This is a genomic window from Streptomyces sp. NBC_01460 (genome assembly GCF_036227405.1).
Classification (GTDB): Bacteria; Actinomycetota; Actinomycetes; order Streptomycetales; family Streptomycetaceae; genus Streptomyces.
Genome location: NZ_CP109473.1, coordinates 203,203 through 221,276, shown reverse-complemented (window position 1 = coordinate 221,276; position 18,074 = coordinate 203,203). Strand labels below are relative to the sequence as shown.

Here is an 18,074-nt window from a genome sequence, read left to right as displayed (position 1 = left end):
CCTGTTCCGCCGGTGGTATCCGGCGCCGCGTCCTCACCCGGCTCCACGTCCCTACCCGAAGCGCAAGGCGCGATCACATGGGACTTGAGCGTCGACTCCACGGTCTGCCGCGCCCATCAGCGTGCGGCCGGGGCACGCAAGCAGGGTGACTTGAGGAAGGAACCACCGGGGTGGTGTATCTAATGAGCCCCGAGATCACGGACCGGGACGCTCGCGCGACGGGTTCACGACCAGCTGCACCAAGGGCAGAAGCCCATGGCGCTCGCGGTCACGGCCCGGGCAGCGCGACGACTCGCAGCAGTTCGAGCCCCTGCTGGAGAAGGCTCGCGTGCCTCGCATCGGGGGCCGGGCCGGCCACGCGTCCACCCCGACCGAGTCCGCGCGGACAAGGCGTACGCCTCCCGCAAGGCTCGTGCGCCTGTCTGCGCTGCTGCGGAATCCGCTGCACCATCCCGGACAAGTCTGACCGGGCGCACATCCGGAGAAAGCTCGGATCTCGCGGCGGCCGGCCACCGCGCTTCGACCCGGTCGACCGTCGCGAGCCTCATGCGGTGGAGTGCGGGAGAAACCGCCTCAAGAAGGAACCGCGCTGTCGCCACGCGATACGACCGGCTCGCGGTCAGCAGCGAGGCGACCGTCCTCGTCGCGGCCATGAACGAGTGGCCGTGACCCTCGCCCTCACGCGGTGGGATCCACGTTCCACGTCTCCGGCAGATCGCTGCCGCAGAAGACACAGACGAAGTCGTCTTCGCGCACGATGTTGTGCTCCTGGCAGCCGAGACACCGACGGAACACCACCTCGTGGGTGAAGCCGGAGGGCCGCGTGAGCCCTACGTCGTCCAGAGCGCGAGCGACCTCCGACCAGGAGCCGATGTCGGGGCAGTACCCGGTGGACTGATTGCTGATCTCGCTCACGGCCCACCGGTCCGCCTCGCGCATGAAACCGATCTCGCCGGCACTCAGCACCACGGCTCCGCCGGCACAGGCCACGTGCTCGCTCCGTCGTGGGGCCAGCCGAAGTGCACCGTCCACGCCGACCACGAAGGTGAAGGGCTCGGCCAGCTCCGCCGCCGCTCGCCCCGCGATCCACTCACCGAACTCAGATGCCGAGCTGATCCGGCACCCGCCACTGCCAGGCCGGACCGCAGCTTTCAGCTCGACCGGTCCGACGTATCGGTAACTCCGCCCCCGCGTACTCACATCAGCCAATCCAGAGCACTTGACACACGCCCCTGGAACTCGTCACACGACCGTGCTGGTGTGCACGGCCTGGCCCGGGCAGCTAAGTAGGCCGCTGCTTCTTGTGTCAAGGCCCTCAAACACTTCGCCGGAGTCATGCAGGGATGAAGCTCGGCCACCAGGGTGGGACGTCGGCCGGGCACAGCGGGGCGGGGTAGGAGTCCGGCAGGCCGAGCCATGTGACGAGGAACCAGGCGAACCACACGGTGAAGACGAGCCCTGCAGCCAGGGCTGTCCTGCGATGACGCTTCCCGAGGGTGCCGTGCAGGATCACCCACGGAACTGCAGTGGCGATCCATATGAGAGGCGCAAGAAGCAGCAAAGTCGTGCTGTTGGCTGCTGCGCCGTTACCGATGTCGCAAGCAGCCCAGGCCCTCCCAATGGCAGCAGTGGTCACCACCGCGGTCAGCCCACCGAAGACGAACCCAAGGCCAGTTCCTCTCAGCGGGCGGCCCGGAGGACTCGATGGCTCTGCTCCCACGATCATCTCCCCCGCGTCGCCGTAGATGCGGAGGGTACCAACGTTCTGAAGCAGCCCGTCGGAGCCCTGGCCTGCCCTGACGAGGCGGCCGACCCGCGGACGATCGACCCGCGCCGGGTGGGGGAGAAGACCTCGCGTTCGCAGGGGAGGGCACAGGCACGGGACAGCGCCCTCCTGACGGAGCCCTTGCGCAGAACCCCACCAACCGGAACCTCTGTTTCGCCGATACCTGCGGGCACGCCCCTGGGCGCAGGATCACCGCGGTTTCGGCGGTGGAGCTGATCGACCCTGGAGCCGGCCGACTGCGCCTGGCACCAGGGCCGATCAGAGTCGGGGCCCGAGGGACGGGCCGTCACCGCGACCGACGCGGTTCCCTGATCCCTGCGACGAGCCCCGACAGACGAACATCGTCGATCCTAAGGCGTCGCCCCCCGGCAGGACCGCCTCCGCGAGCCCGATCCGCTCTGCTGCTTCAGCATGATCACGACCAGATCGACGACGGAGAAGAGCACCGGTACCAGCACCCAGTCCGCCCATGTGGGGGGGAGGCCGGGGCCGGTGCGGGGGACGGGCGCACCGGCCCCGCGGCACTCGGCCTGGCCCGGCGGGGCCGGCGAGTCGTAGACCTACCGACTCCCGGCACCCGGCGACCCGCGACGTCGGCTCAACGGCTGTCCGGCACCCGCGACATGTAGTCCTGCCGCAGCGCGTCGAGGATCTGTGCCGCCTCCGGGAGGCCGACCCGCCGACAGCGTTCTGCCGCGGCCGTCAGCCGGGTGATGGCCTCCTGGAACCGGCGCAGCGCGTTGCCCTCGATCAGAGCGGCGATCCGGACCGCCTCGGCGCGCGCCGATTCCCCCTCCTCGCCGCCCTGTTCGTGGGCGGCGACGGCGGCCTCCGTCTCGGCCAGCGCATCCTCGAACCGCTCCGCCTCCGCCAGGACGCGGCCCCGGCGATAGTGCACCGCGCCCCGTTCGAACCAGGGCACGAAGCCCTCCGTACCCTCCGGTACGGATGCCGCCAGCGTGTCCGCCTCGGCGAGATGCTTCAGCGCCGTTTCCAGACCCTCCAAGCCGCGCGTGTTCATGACCAGACGCGAGAACTCGCGCATCATGTGCATGAGCAGGGACGGGTTCGGCGCCTGCGCGTGCGCCGCCAGGGCCCGCTCGTACGCCGTGCCTGCCGCGTCCCAGCGGTCTGCCAGCGCCAGCGCGATGGCCGTGTCAGCAGTCACCATCGTCCGGATGGGGGCGTCGTCGTCCTCCCAGCCGGAGACGGCGTCCGCCAGCCGCAGGAACTCCTCGGCCGACGGCAGGAACTCCTCCAGTTCCCGCAACCCGCGCGCCAGAATCAGCCTGGCCTGGGCGACCGTACGCTCGTCGAGCGCCGCCGCCGCCTCCTCGGCGACCAGCGACTCCAGAACCGCGACCGCGTCGGCCTGCCGGCCTGTCCGCGTCAGGACGTCGACCAGCTGCAGCCGCACGTCCGCCGCTTCCTGGGACGCTCCGGACTGATCGAACCGCGCGGCCGCCTCCGACAGGTGGCGCACCGCGCTCGCGTGGTCGCCCGTGTGCGAGACCGCGTGGCCGAGCATCGCGTACGTCGGAGCCATCGGGAAGTCCGCGTCGTCATACAGCACCGCGTCCGCGATCGTCCGGTGCAGCAGCTCCACCGCCTCCTGAGGCCGCTCCTGAGCCATCAGGATCTGGGCGAGCAGGGCACGCGGGCGTACACCGCGCCAGGGCTGGTCCGAGGCCTCCAGCTCCTTCAGCGCGGTGCGCAGGCCCTCCTCGGCGCGTTCCAGGTCGCCGTGGCGGCCGGCCACGTCCGCGGCGAATTGCCGGGCGTTGGCGACCTGGTGAAGGACGGCCAGCCGCTCCGCCTCGGTGTGCAGGGCCTGGACGCACGCCTCGAAGCGTTCCACGGCACCCGGGGAAGCCTCCGGGCCGCCGCGGCTCAGCTCGCGGTAGGCCGCGTACGTGCGCGCGTAGTGCACCATGAGGTACGCCAGCTTGCGCTCCCGCTCCAGGTCGTCGCAGGCCGCCGCCTCCGCCGCTCCGACGGCCTCACCTGTGAACGGGGCCTCGGTGCGCAGTCGTTCGGCCTCGTGCAAGAGCTCGTCGAGGGCGTTCCGGAGGCTGTCGGAGTCCGGTCTCTCGGCTCTCCGGGCGGGGTCGGCGTCCCCGTCGACCGACGGTTTCGTCCAGGCAAGGGCGCGGGCCCGCGTGGACAACGCCTGCCACGGCATGCCGAGCCGCTCGTACAGCTCCCCGGCCCGACGGACCTCCACCATGGCCTCGTCGTCGTGGTCCGCCGTCGCCAGCTCACCCGCCCGCTGCTCGGCGAGTTCCGCCCGCAGCAGCTCCTGGGGGCCGAGCACCTCGTCGTGCACCGCGCTGCCGTCGGCCAGACGCTCGGCGATCCGGGTCCACAGCCGGGCGTCCCCGGGGTGGCCCGCGCCCGCCATCCGTCGTGCCTCACGCACCAGGGTCACGAAGTCCTCGGGGACCGCGACGGTGGCAGGAGCCGTCACCGGCGCAGCCGCAGACATCGCCGGCCGGGCGACGGAGGTCCTCAGGCCCAGTGGCAGCGGGGCGTCGAGCAGCGGACGCTGCGACAGACGCTCCCGGCGGCGGCCCCCGACCGCCGTCGTCCCGTTGCGGGCGTCGAACGCGGCCGTCAGCTGGTCCGCCTGGGCGCGGACGTGCACGAGCAGTTCGTCCGCGGTCCAGCTCCGCCCCGGCGGGCCCGCGACGGCCGTGCCCGCGTGCCCCTCCTCCACGATCCGGGCGAGCAGCAGCTCGACGCCGGTCAGGAAGTCCAGATGGGCCAGCGGGGCGCCGGTCGCTTCGAACAGCGGCCGGTTCTCGGCGAGGATCTCCAGGCCGCGGCCCTCGTTGCGGGACAGCACGCAGAACTCCAGGTGCCGGCCGACCCAGGCCTGCATGCCGGTGTTGCCGCGGACCCGACGGTAGCCGGTCAGGTGGTGCGATCGGGCCTCGTCGAGCCTGCCGCAACGCAGGAGGGCCCCGAGCGCCAGCGCCTGGCTCATCTGCGGCTCCTCGTTGCAGCCGACCGCCTCGTCGAGGACCGGCCGCAGCGTGTCGAGCGCCCCCGGGTCGTCGCCCCCGTACATCAGGTGCGCGGCGAGGTGCCGGGTCTCGCAGGCCTCGCAGTCGCTCAGCTCGGTGCGCGGTCGGGTGGCCCACAGGTCGTACGCGTCGGCGACCCCCGCGCCCGTATGGGCCGCGAGGTGGTAGCTCAGAGCCGCCACGGGCTGCATGCCGTGCCCGGCCTTCTCGTACCGGCGCCGTGTCTCGTCGATCCAGCCGCGGATCGAGTCAGGCGACACCTCGGGCACCTCGATGAGCGAGGTCGCCACCCACTTGAACCGCCAGTAGATCTGGTGGGCCTCCCACTCGCTGAACTCCTCGGGAGACTCGTCCCACAGTTTCAGCAGTCGGCCGAAGACGACCGGCGACTTGCGGCACTCGCCTGTGAACTCGTATGCCGACATGAGCTCCAGGAGAGCGGTGACCAGGACGTCCGGCTTCTCGAACTGAGCGGCTGCTTCGACGAGTTCTTCGGCGGTGACGGTGTGTTGCGGTCCGTGCGGGCGGCCGTGGTTCTCACGCAGTGCCTCGACCACGGCCTCGGGGGTGTCCAGCATCAGATGTCCTTCCGGGGCCCGGAGCCGTCCGCGTCCGTGCCGGCGTTGTGCATGGCGTGGGTGAGCAGGCCGATGAAGGCCCGGTTCAGCAGGGCGCTCTCGCTCGCCTTCAGTGGTCGGCGGCTGAGCAGCAGGGCCTGCCCGTACAGCGCCTCGGCCGTGGTGACGGCCAGACCACGCTCGGAGATCGTGATCGCCTGGCGCACCAGCGGGTTGAGGTGGTTCAGGACCAGTTGGGCGCGCGGCGTCTCGTGCCGCAGGGAGCCCAGGATGTCGGCCCACAGACCGTCGCTCTCGGCGGCGAGGCCCGACCGGGTCCGCTCGTGGCGCGCCTCCCGGTTGTCGAGCAGCAGTGCCGGGGCGCTCACCGGCTGGAAGTCGCGCAGCACGACGTCGCAGTCGTGCACGCCGATCGTCTCCCGGGCGACGAGCAGGAACGCGGCCGCTCGCAGTTCGGCCGTGGGGTCGACCGCGTCCAGGTGGGCGGTAACCGTGGCCGGGTCGAGGTCGCTGACGGAGGTGCCGGGACGGATCTCGGGCAGCCGCTGCACGAGATCGCGGTCGTAGGTGTAGCCACCGTTGACCACGCCCAGCCCGGCCGCCGCGGCGATCGGGGCGACCTGCCGGAACTCCTCCACACTGCGGGTGACCAGCAGCGTCGGGTGCGTACGTGCGAACTCCTCCAGCGTGACGTTGCCGTCGGTGGTCTCGAACGGCAGCCACGGCAGCACCACCCGCAGCAGCTCGTCGTCGTAGCGTGCCAGCGCCTTCACCGCGAGGTGGTGGGTGTCGATGAACCGGTGCAGCAGTGCCGGGTCGCTGGCCGCGAGACCGGTGAGCCAGTCCCGGATCCGGTCGCCCAGGGCGTCCCGTACGGCGGACAGTGTGCCGTCCTCGTACAGCGACTCCCGCGAGGCCGTCGGTCGCAGGCTCGTGGTGTCGACCACGCAGCGCACGAAGAACGCCCAGTCCGGGAGCAGTTCGGGCGCCTGATCGGTGAGCAGCATGCCCTTCAGGTGCACCCGGTGACCGGCGCGCTGCGCCGGACTCATGGCCGTCGGCAGGACGTACGCGACACCGCGCAGCCCGGCCGCCGGAAGGTCCAGTTCGATGCTGTCGAGCGGCGTGAAGTCGAACCGGTCGCGGCAGTACGCGGTCAGCGCCTCGTGGTGGGCGAGGGGGGAGCGGTGGGACTGCTCCCAAGGCGGCGTGTCGTTGATCCGCTCCCTCTCGCCGTGCGGGTCCACGACGACGACCTCGTGCCGCAGCAGGCTGCCGTAGTGCCGGGCCAGGTCGACGACCCGCTGCGGGCTCGTCCACTCGGCTTTGTCGGCCCGGGGGACGAGCCGCACCGTGGTGCCCGGCTCCGGGACAGCCGAGGACGGCAGCGTACGGATCGTGTACCGGCCGTCGGAGTGTCCGCGCCACTCGACCGCGGGCGCCGCGGGGTCGGCCGCGGACCGGCTGAGCACCGTGATCTCGTCGGCGACGACGAAGCACGCCAGCAGACCGATGCCGAACTGGCCGATGAAATCGCCGCGGGCGGACTCGAGTCCGGCGCCGTCCACGGCGCCTTCGGCGGTCCGCTTGGAACTGCGTCCGATGGTGGCGAGGAAGCGGTGGACGTCGGCCTCGGTCAGTCCGATGCCGGTGTCCGTGACGGTGAGGGTGTCACCGGTGCGCACGGTGATCGTGCCGGGTGAGTCCGGGGCGACGGCCTGACGGGCGGTGATGGCGTCCACGGCGTTCTGCAGCAGCTCGCGCAGATAGACGCGGGGACTTGAGTAGAGGTGGTGGGAGAGCAGGTCGACCAGGCCGCGCAGATCGACCTGGAAGGTGTGGGCGGTCTCGGAAGGGGACACCGGACGAAATCCTTCACTGGCGCGCCCGCGCCGGTGTACGGCACGGACGGGAAGACGGGCGAAGAGGGGGCGGGGGAGGGCGGTGGTGCTCGTGTCGGAGTGCGCGCCCTGCGGGTCAGCGCCCGGCGGCCGAGCGGTGCTTGCGGTAGGCCGCGACGGGGTCGGAGCCGTTCAGGTAGTCCCACGGGGACTCCGTGACCCGCCCCTGCGTGGCCTGGAAGCACTCCCGCGCCGAGGTCCGGTCCCCGGCCAGCGAGAACGCCATCGCGAAGCTGTTCAGCAGTCCCAGCCAGGAACCCTCCGGCACGAAGTCCGGATGCCGGAACGAGTGGTCCGCTGCCTGCCTCAGCGACTCCGCCACCTCGGGCCTACGCATGTACGCGGCGTCAGGGCCCGAGTCGAGCGACAGCCACTCCTCGATGTGAGCGTCCGGCACCAGCCGGCCCAGCGGCGTTCCGCCGGGAGCCTTGAGGACGGAGTCACGGGCGAACGCGTGCATCTCCTCGTGCGACCCGCCCCACTTCTTGCAGATCTGCTGCAACAGCTGCGTGTGCGCCCCCAGGTGGTACGGATCCCTGCGCACGGTCGCCTCGAACCGGCGGCGCGCCATGACCTGCCCGACCTGCAGACCACGGCCGGTGACCTGGAGGACGTACCAGGGCGAGGTCCAGCCCGGCTCGAGCTCCGCGGCCTCGTACAGCCACTCCTCGGCCTGGCGCAGCCGGGAGTGGAAGACCTCGAACTGCTCGCGCGAGACATCCTTCGCGCGCGCCGAGGTCCGGGCCTCCCAGCCCCAGCTGACATAGCGGATTCCCGCCACGGTCAGCGCCAGCGCCGATGCGGGCTCCCTCCTCAGCACGTCGCCGATCCACCGCTCGACGCCAGCCGTGTCGCCGATGGCCCACAGGAGCCCTGTACGGTCCCGGCTCTCCGGTCGCGCCTCCAACAGGTCCCGCACGCAGGCCCAGTCCGCCGCGACGGCCGCCTCACGCACCCGTGCCACGTCCGGATCGCCGGAGTCCTTCTCCAGCCGTGCCCCCGGTCTGCCGGTCCATCGGCCCAGCGTGAGCCCCCGATCACGGAGCAATGCCATGGTCCCCACCCCTTGGTCTCTCTCACAGGGAGGCACGTGATCACCCCCTGGTGGAAGTAGTGAGTATCACGCGCCACTGACATTCGCACATTCGTTTAGTGTCGGCGCGGACCGGACCATGTCCCCTCTGACCTCGCCCTATCGTTGGCCTTAGCTGTTGCGGAGGGTGAGGGGTTGGGGAATGATCCACCGGTGTGACCATCCTTCTCGCCGTCGTACTCGGCGTGTTCCTCGTCGTGCTCCACCGGCTCCTCATCGTTCCCCGCCGCGGCGCAGAGCACTTCGTGGCGTCCGAATACGGCCTTCCTCCCCGTGAGCTGCTCGACTCGCGTCGCCCCGGCCCACCCCCGCCGGCCCACCGTACGGAGGAGCGGCAGGCCGTCGCCGAAGCGGCCTGGGGAGGAGACTGGCAGTCCGCTGAGCGGTACGTCCGGGCGGCGGGCGACGACTGGGACGAGCGCTGGAACCGGCTGGAGCTCCTGCAGCAGGTCGCACGGGAGGATGACGCCTGGCTCGATGCCTGGCGCACCTCGGAGCCCCGGAACTGCGACGCGGCAACCCTTCACGCGAGCATCATGGTCCACCGCGCCTGGGAGATCCGGGGCAGTGGGTATGCACACGAGGTCATGACCTCGGACATGAACCGCTTCGTCGCCATGCTCCTGGCGGCCATCGAGGAGGCACGGCAGGCCGCGCTGCTCGACCCCGCGAACCCTGGCCCCTGGGTGGTGATGGTCACGGCGGCGCGGGGAGCGAAGTACCGCCCCGCACAGTTCAAGCCGCTGTGGGAAGGGCTCGTGGCCCGCGCTCCCCACCACTACGAGGGGCACTGGCAGGCTCTCCAGTACTGGTGCGCGAAGTGGTTCGGCAGCGACCGTCGGATGATTCGGTTCGCCCGCCAGGCGGTCCGCAAGGCCCCGCCCGGCAGTCCGCTGGGCGGGATCTATCTCCACGCGCTGAGCGAGCGGCCCGGCGTCGGCGCGGCTGCCGTCACGCCGATGACGAGAAGCACGCTGAAGCGGATCGCGGCATCCTTCGACCACGTCGCGCCTGATGACGAGCGCCTTCCGGATCTGCGTCACCTGCTGGCCAACTACATGGTCCGGTCGATGATGTACGGGCCCGCCCTGGAGCAGTTCCGCCTGATCGGGCCGTGGTGCGGTGCCCAACCCTGGCGCAAGGACGGGGACCCGGTCGTGGCCTTCGAAACGGCTCGCGGCACGGCCGCGAAACTGTCCCGGGCCCGTCCCGCCCCGCAGCCGCCGGTTCAGAAGATGGGTCGCTAGAGGTTCCAGGCTTGCGCATGGGCCGGTTCGAAGTTGGCGAGGGGAGTGCGGGAGCGAGGAGGAAGCGGACCCGGCGGAGGGCGGGCGCCCGTGGTCTCTGCCGCGATCGCGTGGCTCGGGGGCCTCATCGGTTCTCCTCTCGCCGCAACCGACCTACGGCATGCGCGCGTCGAGTGGGACGCCGACTGGCCGACCGTACGCTGCTGACCATGCCGACCGGGTTCGCGAACCAGTCCGACACAGTCGCCGCTTACGGAGTGGTCCGCCACTGGGAAGACCGGGCATCGTCCGTCGCCCGGTAGAACGCCCTGCTCGAGGCGAAGCTACGCGCAGCCGGCATCGCCGTGCCGTGTCAGTGACAGCCGTTCCGCTCGATCGGTACTCGCGGGCACGGCGGCTTGGGTGAGGGCACCCCGAGCCCGGACGCGCGTTCAGACGCCTTTGGGGGGCCGTGTCGGGCCTCTGGACGAGCAGCTGCCTCATGACTCCGGCCACTCTTACGGTCCTCCAGCTCCCGCAAGTGCCGCGCCTGAGCAATTCCGGCATTCTGAATAGTGAGACGTGGAGTCTTGTTATGCGAGACGCGACTAGGCTTCAGATCGTCTGTAGACGGCGAACGAACGGAAGATGTGTCATGCCCAAGACGGTCATTCATGTGTTCCGTGACGACGATGACGCGCTTGTCACCGGGACGCGGGTGGCGCAGCGCATCCAGGAGATCGCCCCGACCATGGGAGTGGCGTCGAGGTCTTCTGCTTCGAGCCGGCTCAGCGGCGTCTCAGCGGTGAGGGTGGCGGGGAGCCCGTCGCAACCTTCAACCGGCAGGTCGACGAGCTGATCGCAGGCGGTGTCGTTGTGGGGGCCTGCGTCAATGCTGCCCGTGCCGATGGAACCGAAGGTGAGCTGATCAGGTGCGGGCTCAACCTCCGGGTCGCCCGGGACGAGTTCCTGCGTTTCACCCTCGAACAGGCGACTGTCATCACTTTCTGATGCTGCATCAGGGCAGCATCTTCCTGTGCCGATGTGACGCGCTGTTCGGTGCTGGTCCGGGCGGCACGGGGCGGCCCGGCTGGGCGGGTGGGTGAACGATTACGGGTGCGCGAGATCGAGGGCGGCGGGGGCCAGCTGCCTGCTCCAGGTCGTCCTGAAGAGCTCCGGGGCAGTGAGGGGGGATCGCCGAGGTGCCGTTCACCAGCCCACCTCGACCAACCTCCCCGGCCCCGCCCCGCCCCGTTCGTCCTCGGCCTCATCGACGACGAGGTCGACACCCAGCCCCCGTCGCCCCCGCCACCGTCGAATCCGCGGCTCTTCGATCCGGTGATGGGGGACCCACCAGGACAGCAGTGTGGCGCCCGGGGCGCCATGCCGCGTGAGGCCGCTTCAGGCGGCCATCTCCGGAATCGCGGGCTTGCTGGCGCCCTTCGGGTTGCCATAGATCTGGGCCATCTTGCTGGCGTGGTAGGCCAGGCTGATCATCTGGCCCGTGCCTCCCCTGCCTGAGCGGTGGTGCCGGCGATCACGACGTGGAGGGCGCCCAGCTTCGGGTCGAACAGCGGGATCCTCGCGGGGAAGCCGGAGACGCTGGTACATCGAGTTCGAGCGGTGGAGGGGCGCCGCGGTGTGCTCGAGGGCCTTGAGTCACTGTCGTGCGGTGAGCCCGCCTGCGTGCAGGTCATGCTGCACGACGAGGACGACGACCCTTCCGGCTGTGGCTGTTCCGCGGCGGGGCCTTCGTCGAGGTGGGCATCCCTGGCACCCAGCGAGTGCACACTGCTGCCTCGCCGTGGGACGCGGACCCCGGCTTCCTGGTCCGCACCGGCCTGGGCAGGGGGAGGCCGACACTCACCAAAGCACGTACAGGACCTGCGGTTGTGCTGGTGACACGGCCCCGACCCGCGGCCGGACACACGCTGAAGCCGCCGTTGCCGCCCTGAGTGTCGCGAGGTGCGATTGCTGACCGCCCCTCCCGGCCCCGGGCTCCAGCGCCACGTCGGCTCGTCGGCCGAAGCTGGTCCGGGTGCCTGTCGTCGGTGGTGTGTGAACCCGGCTCGGAGCTCTGATGCAAGGTTGTCGGGCGGGGCGCCGGTTATTCCTTGGCCAGGAGAGGTGTGCTCCGCGGACGAGTTGGGCGGGGCCGGGTGTGGCGGGCGCAGGGTGGATGGCCCGTTGCCGGTGCGGCGTCCGGATGTCCCCGGCAGGGCGCGCTGTCAGTCGGGAATGCGGGACAGGGCCGCCTCCAGGCCGAAGGTGAAGCGTTCGTCGAAGTTCTGACGGAGATGGGGCAGGACGCGCTGCAGCGCCGGGTGTGCGCCGCGCTCGACGGCCTGGGTAAGGCTCGCGTCGTCCTCCTCGGCCTCGGCCTGCTCCTCCTGGGTCAGGCCGAGGGTGAAGTAGCTGACCGTCCAAGCGGTCCATGCCGCCTGCCGCTCATCGGCGCCGGCTTCCAGGAACGCGTCGATGAGGCGGTCGGCGAAGCGCAGCGTGTTCGGTTCGGCCGGATAGGTGCCGGTGACCAGGGCGGCGCCGTCGCGACGGGCGAGCAGCGCGTGCCGGTATCGGCCGACGAGTTCGCGGGCGCGTGCCGGAGGGGCGTCGGGCAGGTCGTCGTAGCGGATGCCGGCGAGGACGGCGTCGGCCATCAGCTCCAGCATTCGCGCCTTGGTCTTCACGTGCCACAGCACGGTGTTCATCCGCACCCCGAGGCGGTCTGCGACCGCCCGGGTGGAGAGCCCGTCCAGGCCGCGCTCGTCGAGCACCTGCAGGGCGGCATCGATGACGGCGGCGCGGGTGAGCTGGCTCGCGGTGGGTTCTCCGGCTTGCTTCTTGGTCACTGACCTAGTTTAGTTCATGCCGGTCATTGGTCACCGACCAAGAGTCTGTGTCGAGAAAGAGAAAGATCATGAACTATCAGGTCGTCGTCGCAGGTGCCGGACCCGTGGGCCTTTGGCTCGCCGGCGAACTGCGCCGCGCGGGCATCACCGTCGCCGTGATCGAACCCCGCTCCGAACGCGACCCCCGCTCCCGCGCCCTGACCGTGCATCCCCGCACCATCGAGACCTTTGCCTCCCGCGGCGCGCACCAGCCCTTCCTGAGCGAGGGCATACCGCTGCCCGGCGGCCACTTCGGCGCCCTCGCCTCCCGCCTCGACTTCCACCGCCTGCCCAGCGCCTTCCCCCACACCCTCGCCCTGCCCCAGGAGCGCACCGAGGCACTGCTGGAGGGCCAGGCCCTCGACTTGGGCGCGCACATCCTGCGCGGACACGAGGTCACCGGCTTCACCGAACACCCCGAGCACATCGCCGTGCACACCGCCGGACCGCACGGGCCCTCCACTCTCCAGGCGGCCTACCTGGTCGGCTGCGACGGCGCCCGCAGCATCGTGCGCACCGCGGCCGGCATCGACTACCCCGGCACCCCCTCCACCGTGCTCGGCTGGCTCGGCGACGTGGTCCTGGGCAACCCGCCCGCCCCCGGCTACAGCTACTTCGGCCCTGCGGGCGCCCTCATGGCCGTCCCCATGCCCGGCGGCATCCACCGCCTGGTCGGCATCACCCCCCGCGACCTCACCACCACCTGGCCCGGCGACCTCACCCTGGACGAACTGCGCGAAAACGTCCTCACCATGGCCGGCACCGACTTCGGCCTACGCGACCCGGCCTGGCTCTCCCGCTACGGCAACGCCACCCGCCTCGCCGACCAGTACCGTAAGGGCCGCGTCTTCCTCGCCGGAGACGCCGCCCACCAGCACTTCCCCGCCGGCGGCGTCGGCATGAACGTCGGCATCCAGGACGCCGCCAACCTCGCCTGGAAGATCGCCGCCACCCTCAACCGCTGGGCGCCCGCAGGCCTGTTGGACACCTACCACGCCGAACGCCACCCCGTCGGCGCCGACCTCACCGCCACCAGCCGCGCCCAGGTCGCCCTGATGACCGCCTTCACCCCCGAAGGACTCGACCTGCGCGGCCTGCTCGCCCGGCTGATCACCGCCCTGCCCGACCTCAACGACCACCTGGCCACCCAAGTCAGCTCCCTCGCAGTCACCTACCCGCCCACCACCCCCGGAGGCCACCCGCTGACCGGCACCCGCGCCCCCGACCTCAACCTCGGCGACACCGGCCTGTTCGCGCTGCTGCGCGTCGACCGCCACCTCCTGCTGGACCTCACCGGCAGCGGCCGCCTCACCCGGTACGCGCACCGAAGACTGCACGTCCATACCGCCACGCCCTACCAGCCACCAGCCGAGTTCACCGACGTCCGCGCCGTCCTCATCCGCCCCGACGGCCATATCGCCTGGACAAGCGCAGAGCACGACGGCACCGCCCTCACCGACAGCCTCACCGCGGCCCTCGCCACCACGCACCATGAGTGAGCCAGCCCTGTGTCCGCCCGGCACATCGACCCGCCGGCCTGCACGCTGCCCCGGCCCCATCAGCCAACTCGCCGTCACTACCGGCCACGCGGCTCGTCCACTCCCGCGGGTCAGTCGCCTTCGACAGCCACGACAGCCACGACAGTCCCACCGACAGTGACCCATTGCGCCCAGGCCGCCGTCACCGCGGCCCGCCGGTGAACTTCATCCTCGCTGCGCTGCGCCGCCCCTCGCGTGCGCTGATCACCCGTACGTTCCCGGTAGATGTGGCCAGTCCTGGTGGTTCCGGGAGGTGACCTGGCGGAGTCCCGGTGTCCTGCCGCATTGAAGCCGTCGGATTCTCACCGCTTCTCGTTCGCGGTGTCGGATTCTCATTGCGTCGCATACTGAGCCGCTGTCACCTGATCCTGGGCCTGCCCCCATCCGCCCCGGCCCCAGGACGCTCTACCTGGCAACGACCGCCGAGCTGAGCCGACGATTCTCGCGAAACTACACCCCTCTTGGAACCCAGGACCCTCCCCAGAAGACTTTGCTTCTCTCCGGATCGCGACTGGGCCGGCAGCACACGAGGACGGCGAACAGGCTTTGTTCTTGGAGCAGATCAGCCGAGGGCTGTGTGATCAGAGCAGGGCGCGGATGGCGTCGCGCTGCTCCGGCAGGCCGGCTTCCCTGAGCCAGCGGACTTTATTGCCAACATTTCCCCAGCAATCGTCATTGGCGGCGACGGCCTGCAGAAGCTCTCGTTGCGCGGCTGACAGCTGCAGGCCAGGGCTGTAGCCGACAGGAAAGGCTTTGACGAGCAGCGGACCCCAGTCTCGGTCGACGGAGTAGTCGCTGGCGAGCGGTATCAGGGCCATGGCCGCCGGGGCCAGGTCCTCGAAGGCGTGGACGCGGTCAAGGACAGCCTCCAGGAGGGTGAAGCGGAGCCAGCCGTCGATCTGAGGGAGGGGGTCGGGGAACCAGCGATCGGCCTCGGCCGGATTCTGCAGGGCTTCGAGAAGGATGGCGGTGGCGCGGGGCACGCGCGCGCATCCAGTGGCCAGAGCAGCGCAGGCACGCACGGCTGGGTCAGGATCATTGAGAAGGCCAGTGGTGTCCTGGCCCCAGGCGCCCATGGCCAGAGCGGCGGAGGAGCGTTCTCGGCGGCTGCCGTCTGCTGCGAGAACGCGGCGCAGGCGGTGAGCGGCGCGGGGGACGAACTCGGCAAGGTCGGGTGCCTTCAAAAGGAGGGTGACCGTTCCGAGGGCTGCCTCTCGGGTGTCCGGATGCGGATCGTCGAGGAACGGTTCGACCGCGTCGTAGAGCTCGGGTCGGAGACTCCGGCATGCGCGGATCGCTTCGAGCTCGTCTTCGTCCTCGCCGTCGTACTCTCCCTCGCTGCCGGGGGCCTCGCCGTAGGAGGCCGAGTCGGCAATCCGACCGAGCCAGTCGAGCAGTGCGGCCCGCAGGGGCCGGGTCCGTTCGTCCCAGAGGAAGTGGCTCTCATGCTCGGCCAGAGTGCGGGGGTGGGTCAGGACCGCTGCGACGAACAATGCGGCCGGCGGGGTGGAGCTGTACACGGACCCCTGGTGAAGCACGGACATATCGAGCATCCCCAGCGCCTCGGCCTGTACCTCGGGATCCTCGTTCAGGAGCTGGCACAGGTACGTCGGGGTGTCCTCAGCGCTTCCGTATGCATGCTGCAGGGCGTCCCATTCGGTTGCCACGAGCAGCTCTCTGGCCATCGGAGGCAGCCCGGACCAGTTGGAGGCGCTGTGGTCCTCGTGTCGGTTCGTCACATGCACAGCCTGCCGAACAGGACTGACAACCGGTTGCACCGGCGTGCCGGAGGTTCCTTCATACCTGTCTCACCTGCTGTGGCCTTGGACAGTTCTACGAACCACCCTCCAGGATAGCCAGGGCGGTTGAGAATCCCGAGCCCCGTCCTCTCCATGTGCCTGGCATCCCAGCAGGTCGACGGCTCGCCAACGGACAGATGCGATTCGACGGGACACTCGGAGAAGCCGGCCCCCTGCCTGTCCACTGCATGGTTGACGCGTTCGATGTGGCTCGAGCTCTGCGCGGTGGGATACCCGACAGGGCGCGGGCCTGGGCCTTCGTCCGGGACTTCGCCGCAGCGTGGGCGGAGCCGCTCGCCGACGGCGCGGGCACGTGAGCGGAGGAGCTGGAGCAATCCGAGGAGACGCTGAAGCTCACGCTGCCATCGCCACCTCCCTCGACGCTGCCGCGGTCGACGGCGCGCCGACGAAAAGAACTGCTCCCCTGAGAACCGGCAGAGCCACGGGGCTGTGGGCGGCGTGCCCTCATGCGCATACGTCCCGTCTATCGAAGCAGCGCAGTGTGTGTCTCCTCCTGTGCCGTCGAAGTTGAGCGATATGGAGAAGGGGGGCTGGGTGGGGGATGGCGTGGCGCCAGGGTCTCTGGGCAGCGGTTGCTCAGGCGTGGGTTCAGTAGGTGACGACGATCCGGCGTGCCGGGCCGTCCACCCGTATTTGTCCTCCGACGGGAATCACGAGCTGCGGGTCGGTGTGGCCGATGTCGACGTCGAACACGGCCATGGTGTCGGGCGCGTACTGGTGGAGAGCCCGTAGGACGGCGTCTCGCTGTTGCCGGCGGAAGTGTGCCCTGTCCTGGGTGCTGAGCTGCTTTTCGAACGACCAGCTCTTCGCTCTGGCCATCAGCAGGGCGGGGAACTGTTGCAGCAGTCCGCGTTCGCCCATGCTCCGAAGGATCCAGTAGACGTCCTGGGCGCTCGGCATGTCCTCCGAGGTCTCCAGGAAGAGCACGTTCCCGGCGTAGTCGTCGACCGGTTGCACTGCGCGGTCGGCCATCAACAGCCAGGAGATGATCTCCAGGTTGCCGCCCCAGCTTATTCCTTCCACTACCCGGTCGCCGTTGTGCCAGCTCCAGCCGTCGGCGGGTTCCATCTCCGGTTCGGACTCGAAGGTGTGCGGGTCCTGCCAGGGGCGGTCGATGTCTCCGTAGGTGCTTGGTGGTGTGATCTCGTACTCGCCCGAGGTGAACAGCGCTGCCCGGAGGGAGTCCGCGGTCAGCGGATTCATCGCGCCGGGCCGTCCGAGCTCGACCATGACCGAGCCGCCGTGATAACCGACGATGCCCAGCTTCCGCAGGTGCAGCAGCAGGTTGGTGTTGTCGCTGTAGCCGAAGAACGGCTTCGGGTTGGCGCGGAGGATGCCGGGGTCGAGGTGGGGGAGGATGGTGATCTGGTCGTCGCCGCCGATGCTGGCGATCACTGCCTTGATGTCGGGATCCGAGAAGGCCGCGTGGATGTCCGCGGCCCGTTCCTCGGGCGTCGCACCCATCTTCCGGGTCGTCGGGTACTCGACTGGCTTCAGTCCGAAGTCGTCCTGGAGTCTGCGCAGCCCCCATTCGTAGGGCAGAGGTAAGAGGGCGGGCAGACCGGATGAGGGTGACAACACCGCGACCCGGTCTCCGGGGCGGGGCTTGGCAGGGTAGAGAGGGGTTGTCATCTGATGAGCGTAGAAGCCGGCGGGCCGGTGCCGCAGCGAATATTTCGGGGCCCCCGCAAGCTGCCCCACTGTCCATCCCGACGCCCACCACTCCGTCGGTCGAGCTTCGTTGGCCCAGCACAGGGCGACTGGGGAGGACCAGCGACCGGCCTCGGCACAATCAGGTTGTCGCCCTCGCGCAGAAGGACGTGGGTGTCGAAGACGGATTCTGCGAGTGGTTCCGGTGTCATGGTCCCTGGAATGGTGTCGACTGCGGTGAGACAGCCGACGCTATGGCCGAATCGGGGATCGCGTCGGGGATGCGTTCTAGCCGAATGGCGAAGGCACCGCGACGTACGCGGTCTCCGAGGTCATGGTGCGCCCGCAGTGGCGGAAGCAGGGCGTCTCGGACCGTCTGCACGAGGCCCTGCTGACGGAGCGGGGCGAGGACCTCGCGGTGCTCCTGGTCGACGTGACTCACCCGAAGGTCCATGCACTCTACGAGACGTGGGGCTACGAGAAGGCGGGCGAACAGCAGCCGTTCGCCGACTCACCGGTGTACGCGGTGATGGTGAAGCGGCTGCACGCCCGAAAGTGCACCGCC

The 18,074-nt window shown here is 70.1% G+C and carries 12 protein-coding genes and 1 pseudogene; 5 read left to right on the top strand and 8 right to left on the bottom strand.

Features of this window, described 5'->3' with window-relative positions; all coding sequences use genetic code 11:
• Positions 1-678: 678 nt before the first annotated feature.
• Both OG488_RS01060 and OG488_RS01055 read right to left on the bottom strand, forming a co-directional pair.
• The gene (locus tag OG488_RS01060; protein WP_329224969.1) at positions 679-1,200 is read right to left on the bottom strand and encodes a hypothetical protein; all 522 of its coding nucleotides are present in this window, start codon (positions 1,198-1,200) and stop codon (positions 679-681) included.
• A gap of 133 nt (positions 1,201-1,333) precedes the next feature.
• Positions 1,334-1,513: a hypothetical protein gene (locus OG488_RS01055; protein ID WP_329224967.1), complete on the bottom strand. Its 180-nt coding sequence runs from the start codon at positions 1,511-1,513 to the stop codon at positions 1,334-1,336.
• On the opposite strand from OG488_RS01055, the gene OG488_RS01050 reads away from it, so the two are divergent.
• Positions 1,481-2,002, top strand: coding sequence for a DUF6009 family protein (locus OG488_RS01050; protein ID WP_329224965.1), 522 nt, complete (start codon positions 1,481-1,483; stop codon positions 2,000-2,002). The two genes, OG488_RS01055 and OG488_RS01050, sit on opposite strands and share 33 nt — an antisense overlap.
• Before the next feature lie 382 nt (positions 2,003-2,384).
• Here OG488_RS01050 and OG488_RS01045 read toward each other — a convergent pair whose 3' ends face one another.
• From OG488_RS01045 to OG488_RS01035, 3 genes are all read right to left on the bottom strand, one after another.
• On the bottom strand, positions 2,385-5,390 hold the full coding sequence (locus tag OG488_RS01045) for a hypothetical protein (protein ID WP_329224963.1): 3,006 nt from the start codon (positions 5,388-5,390) through the stop codon (positions 2,385-2,387).
• Entirely contained in the window at positions 5,390-7,252 is a 1,863-nt protein-coding gene (locus OG488_RS01040) for an HSP90 family protein (protein WP_329224961.1), read from the bottom strand. Before OG488_RS01040 ends, OG488_RS01045 begins: the two co-directional genes overlap by 1 nt.
• 115 nt (positions 7,253-7,367) lie before the next feature.
• A complete protein-coding gene (locus tag OG488_RS01035) occupies positions 7,368-8,345 on the bottom strand; it encodes a hypothetical protein (protein WP_329224960.1) in 978 nt (325 codons plus the stop codon).
• 194 nt (positions 8,346-8,539) lie between these two features.
• On the opposite strand from OG488_RS01035, the gene OG488_RS01030 reads away from it, so the two are divergent.
• On the top strand, positions 8,540-9,631 hold the full coding sequence (locus OG488_RS01030; RefSeq protein WP_329224958.1) for a hypothetical protein: 1,092 nt from the start codon (positions 8,540-8,542) through the stop codon (positions 9,629-9,631).
• A 2,207-nt stretch (positions 9,632-11,838) separates the two neighbouring features.
• On the opposite strand, the gene OG488_RS01025 is transcribed toward OG488_RS01030, so the two are convergent.
• Complete coding sequence (locus OG488_RS01025) at positions 11,839-12,462, bottom strand: TetR/AcrR family transcriptional regulator C-terminal domain-containing protein (RefSeq protein ID WP_329224956.1); 624 nt, start codon at positions 12,460-12,462, stop codon at positions 11,839-11,841.
• 68 nt (positions 12,463-12,530) lie between these two features.
• On the opposite strand from OG488_RS01025, the gene OG488_RS01020 reads away from it, so the two are divergent.
• Positions 12,531-14,000: an FAD-dependent monooxygenase gene (locus OG488_RS01020; protein WP_443074195.1), complete on the top strand. Its 1,470-nt coding sequence runs from the start codon at positions 12,531-12,533 to the stop codon at positions 13,998-14,000.
• A 620-nt stretch (positions 14,001-14,620) separates the two neighbouring features.
• On the opposite strand, the gene OG488_RS01015 is transcribed toward OG488_RS01020, so the two are convergent.
• Complete coding sequence (locus OG488_RS01015) at positions 14,621-15,724, bottom strand: HEAT repeat domain-containing protein (RefSeq protein ID WP_329224954.1); 1,104 nt, start codon at positions 15,722-15,724, stop codon at positions 14,621-14,623.
• Positions 15,725-16,026: 302 nt separating this feature from the next.
• On the opposite strand from OG488_RS01015, the gene OG488_RS01010 reads away from it, so the two are divergent.
• Positions 16,027-16,155, top strand: coding sequence for a hypothetical protein (locus OG488_RS01010; RefSeq protein ID WP_329224953.1), 129 nt, complete (start codon positions 16,027-16,029; stop codon positions 16,153-16,155).
• Positions 16,156-16,447: 292 nt separating this feature from the next.
• Here OG488_RS01010 and OG488_RS01005 read toward each other — a convergent pair whose 3' ends face one another.
• Complete coding sequence (locus OG488_RS01005; RefSeq protein ID WP_329224951.1) at positions 16,448-17,491, bottom strand: S66 family peptidase; 1,044 nt, start codon at positions 17,489-17,491, stop codon at positions 16,448-16,450.
• A 310-nt stretch (positions 17,492-17,801) separates the two neighbouring features.
• On the opposite strand from OG488_RS01005, the pseudogene OG488_RS01000 reads away from it, so the two are divergent.
• Positions 17,802-18,056: pseudogene (locus OG488_RS01000) on the top strand (GNAT family N-acetyltransferase); the annotation flags it as partial.
• Between the last annotated feature and the right edge of the window lie 18 nt (positions 18,057-18,074).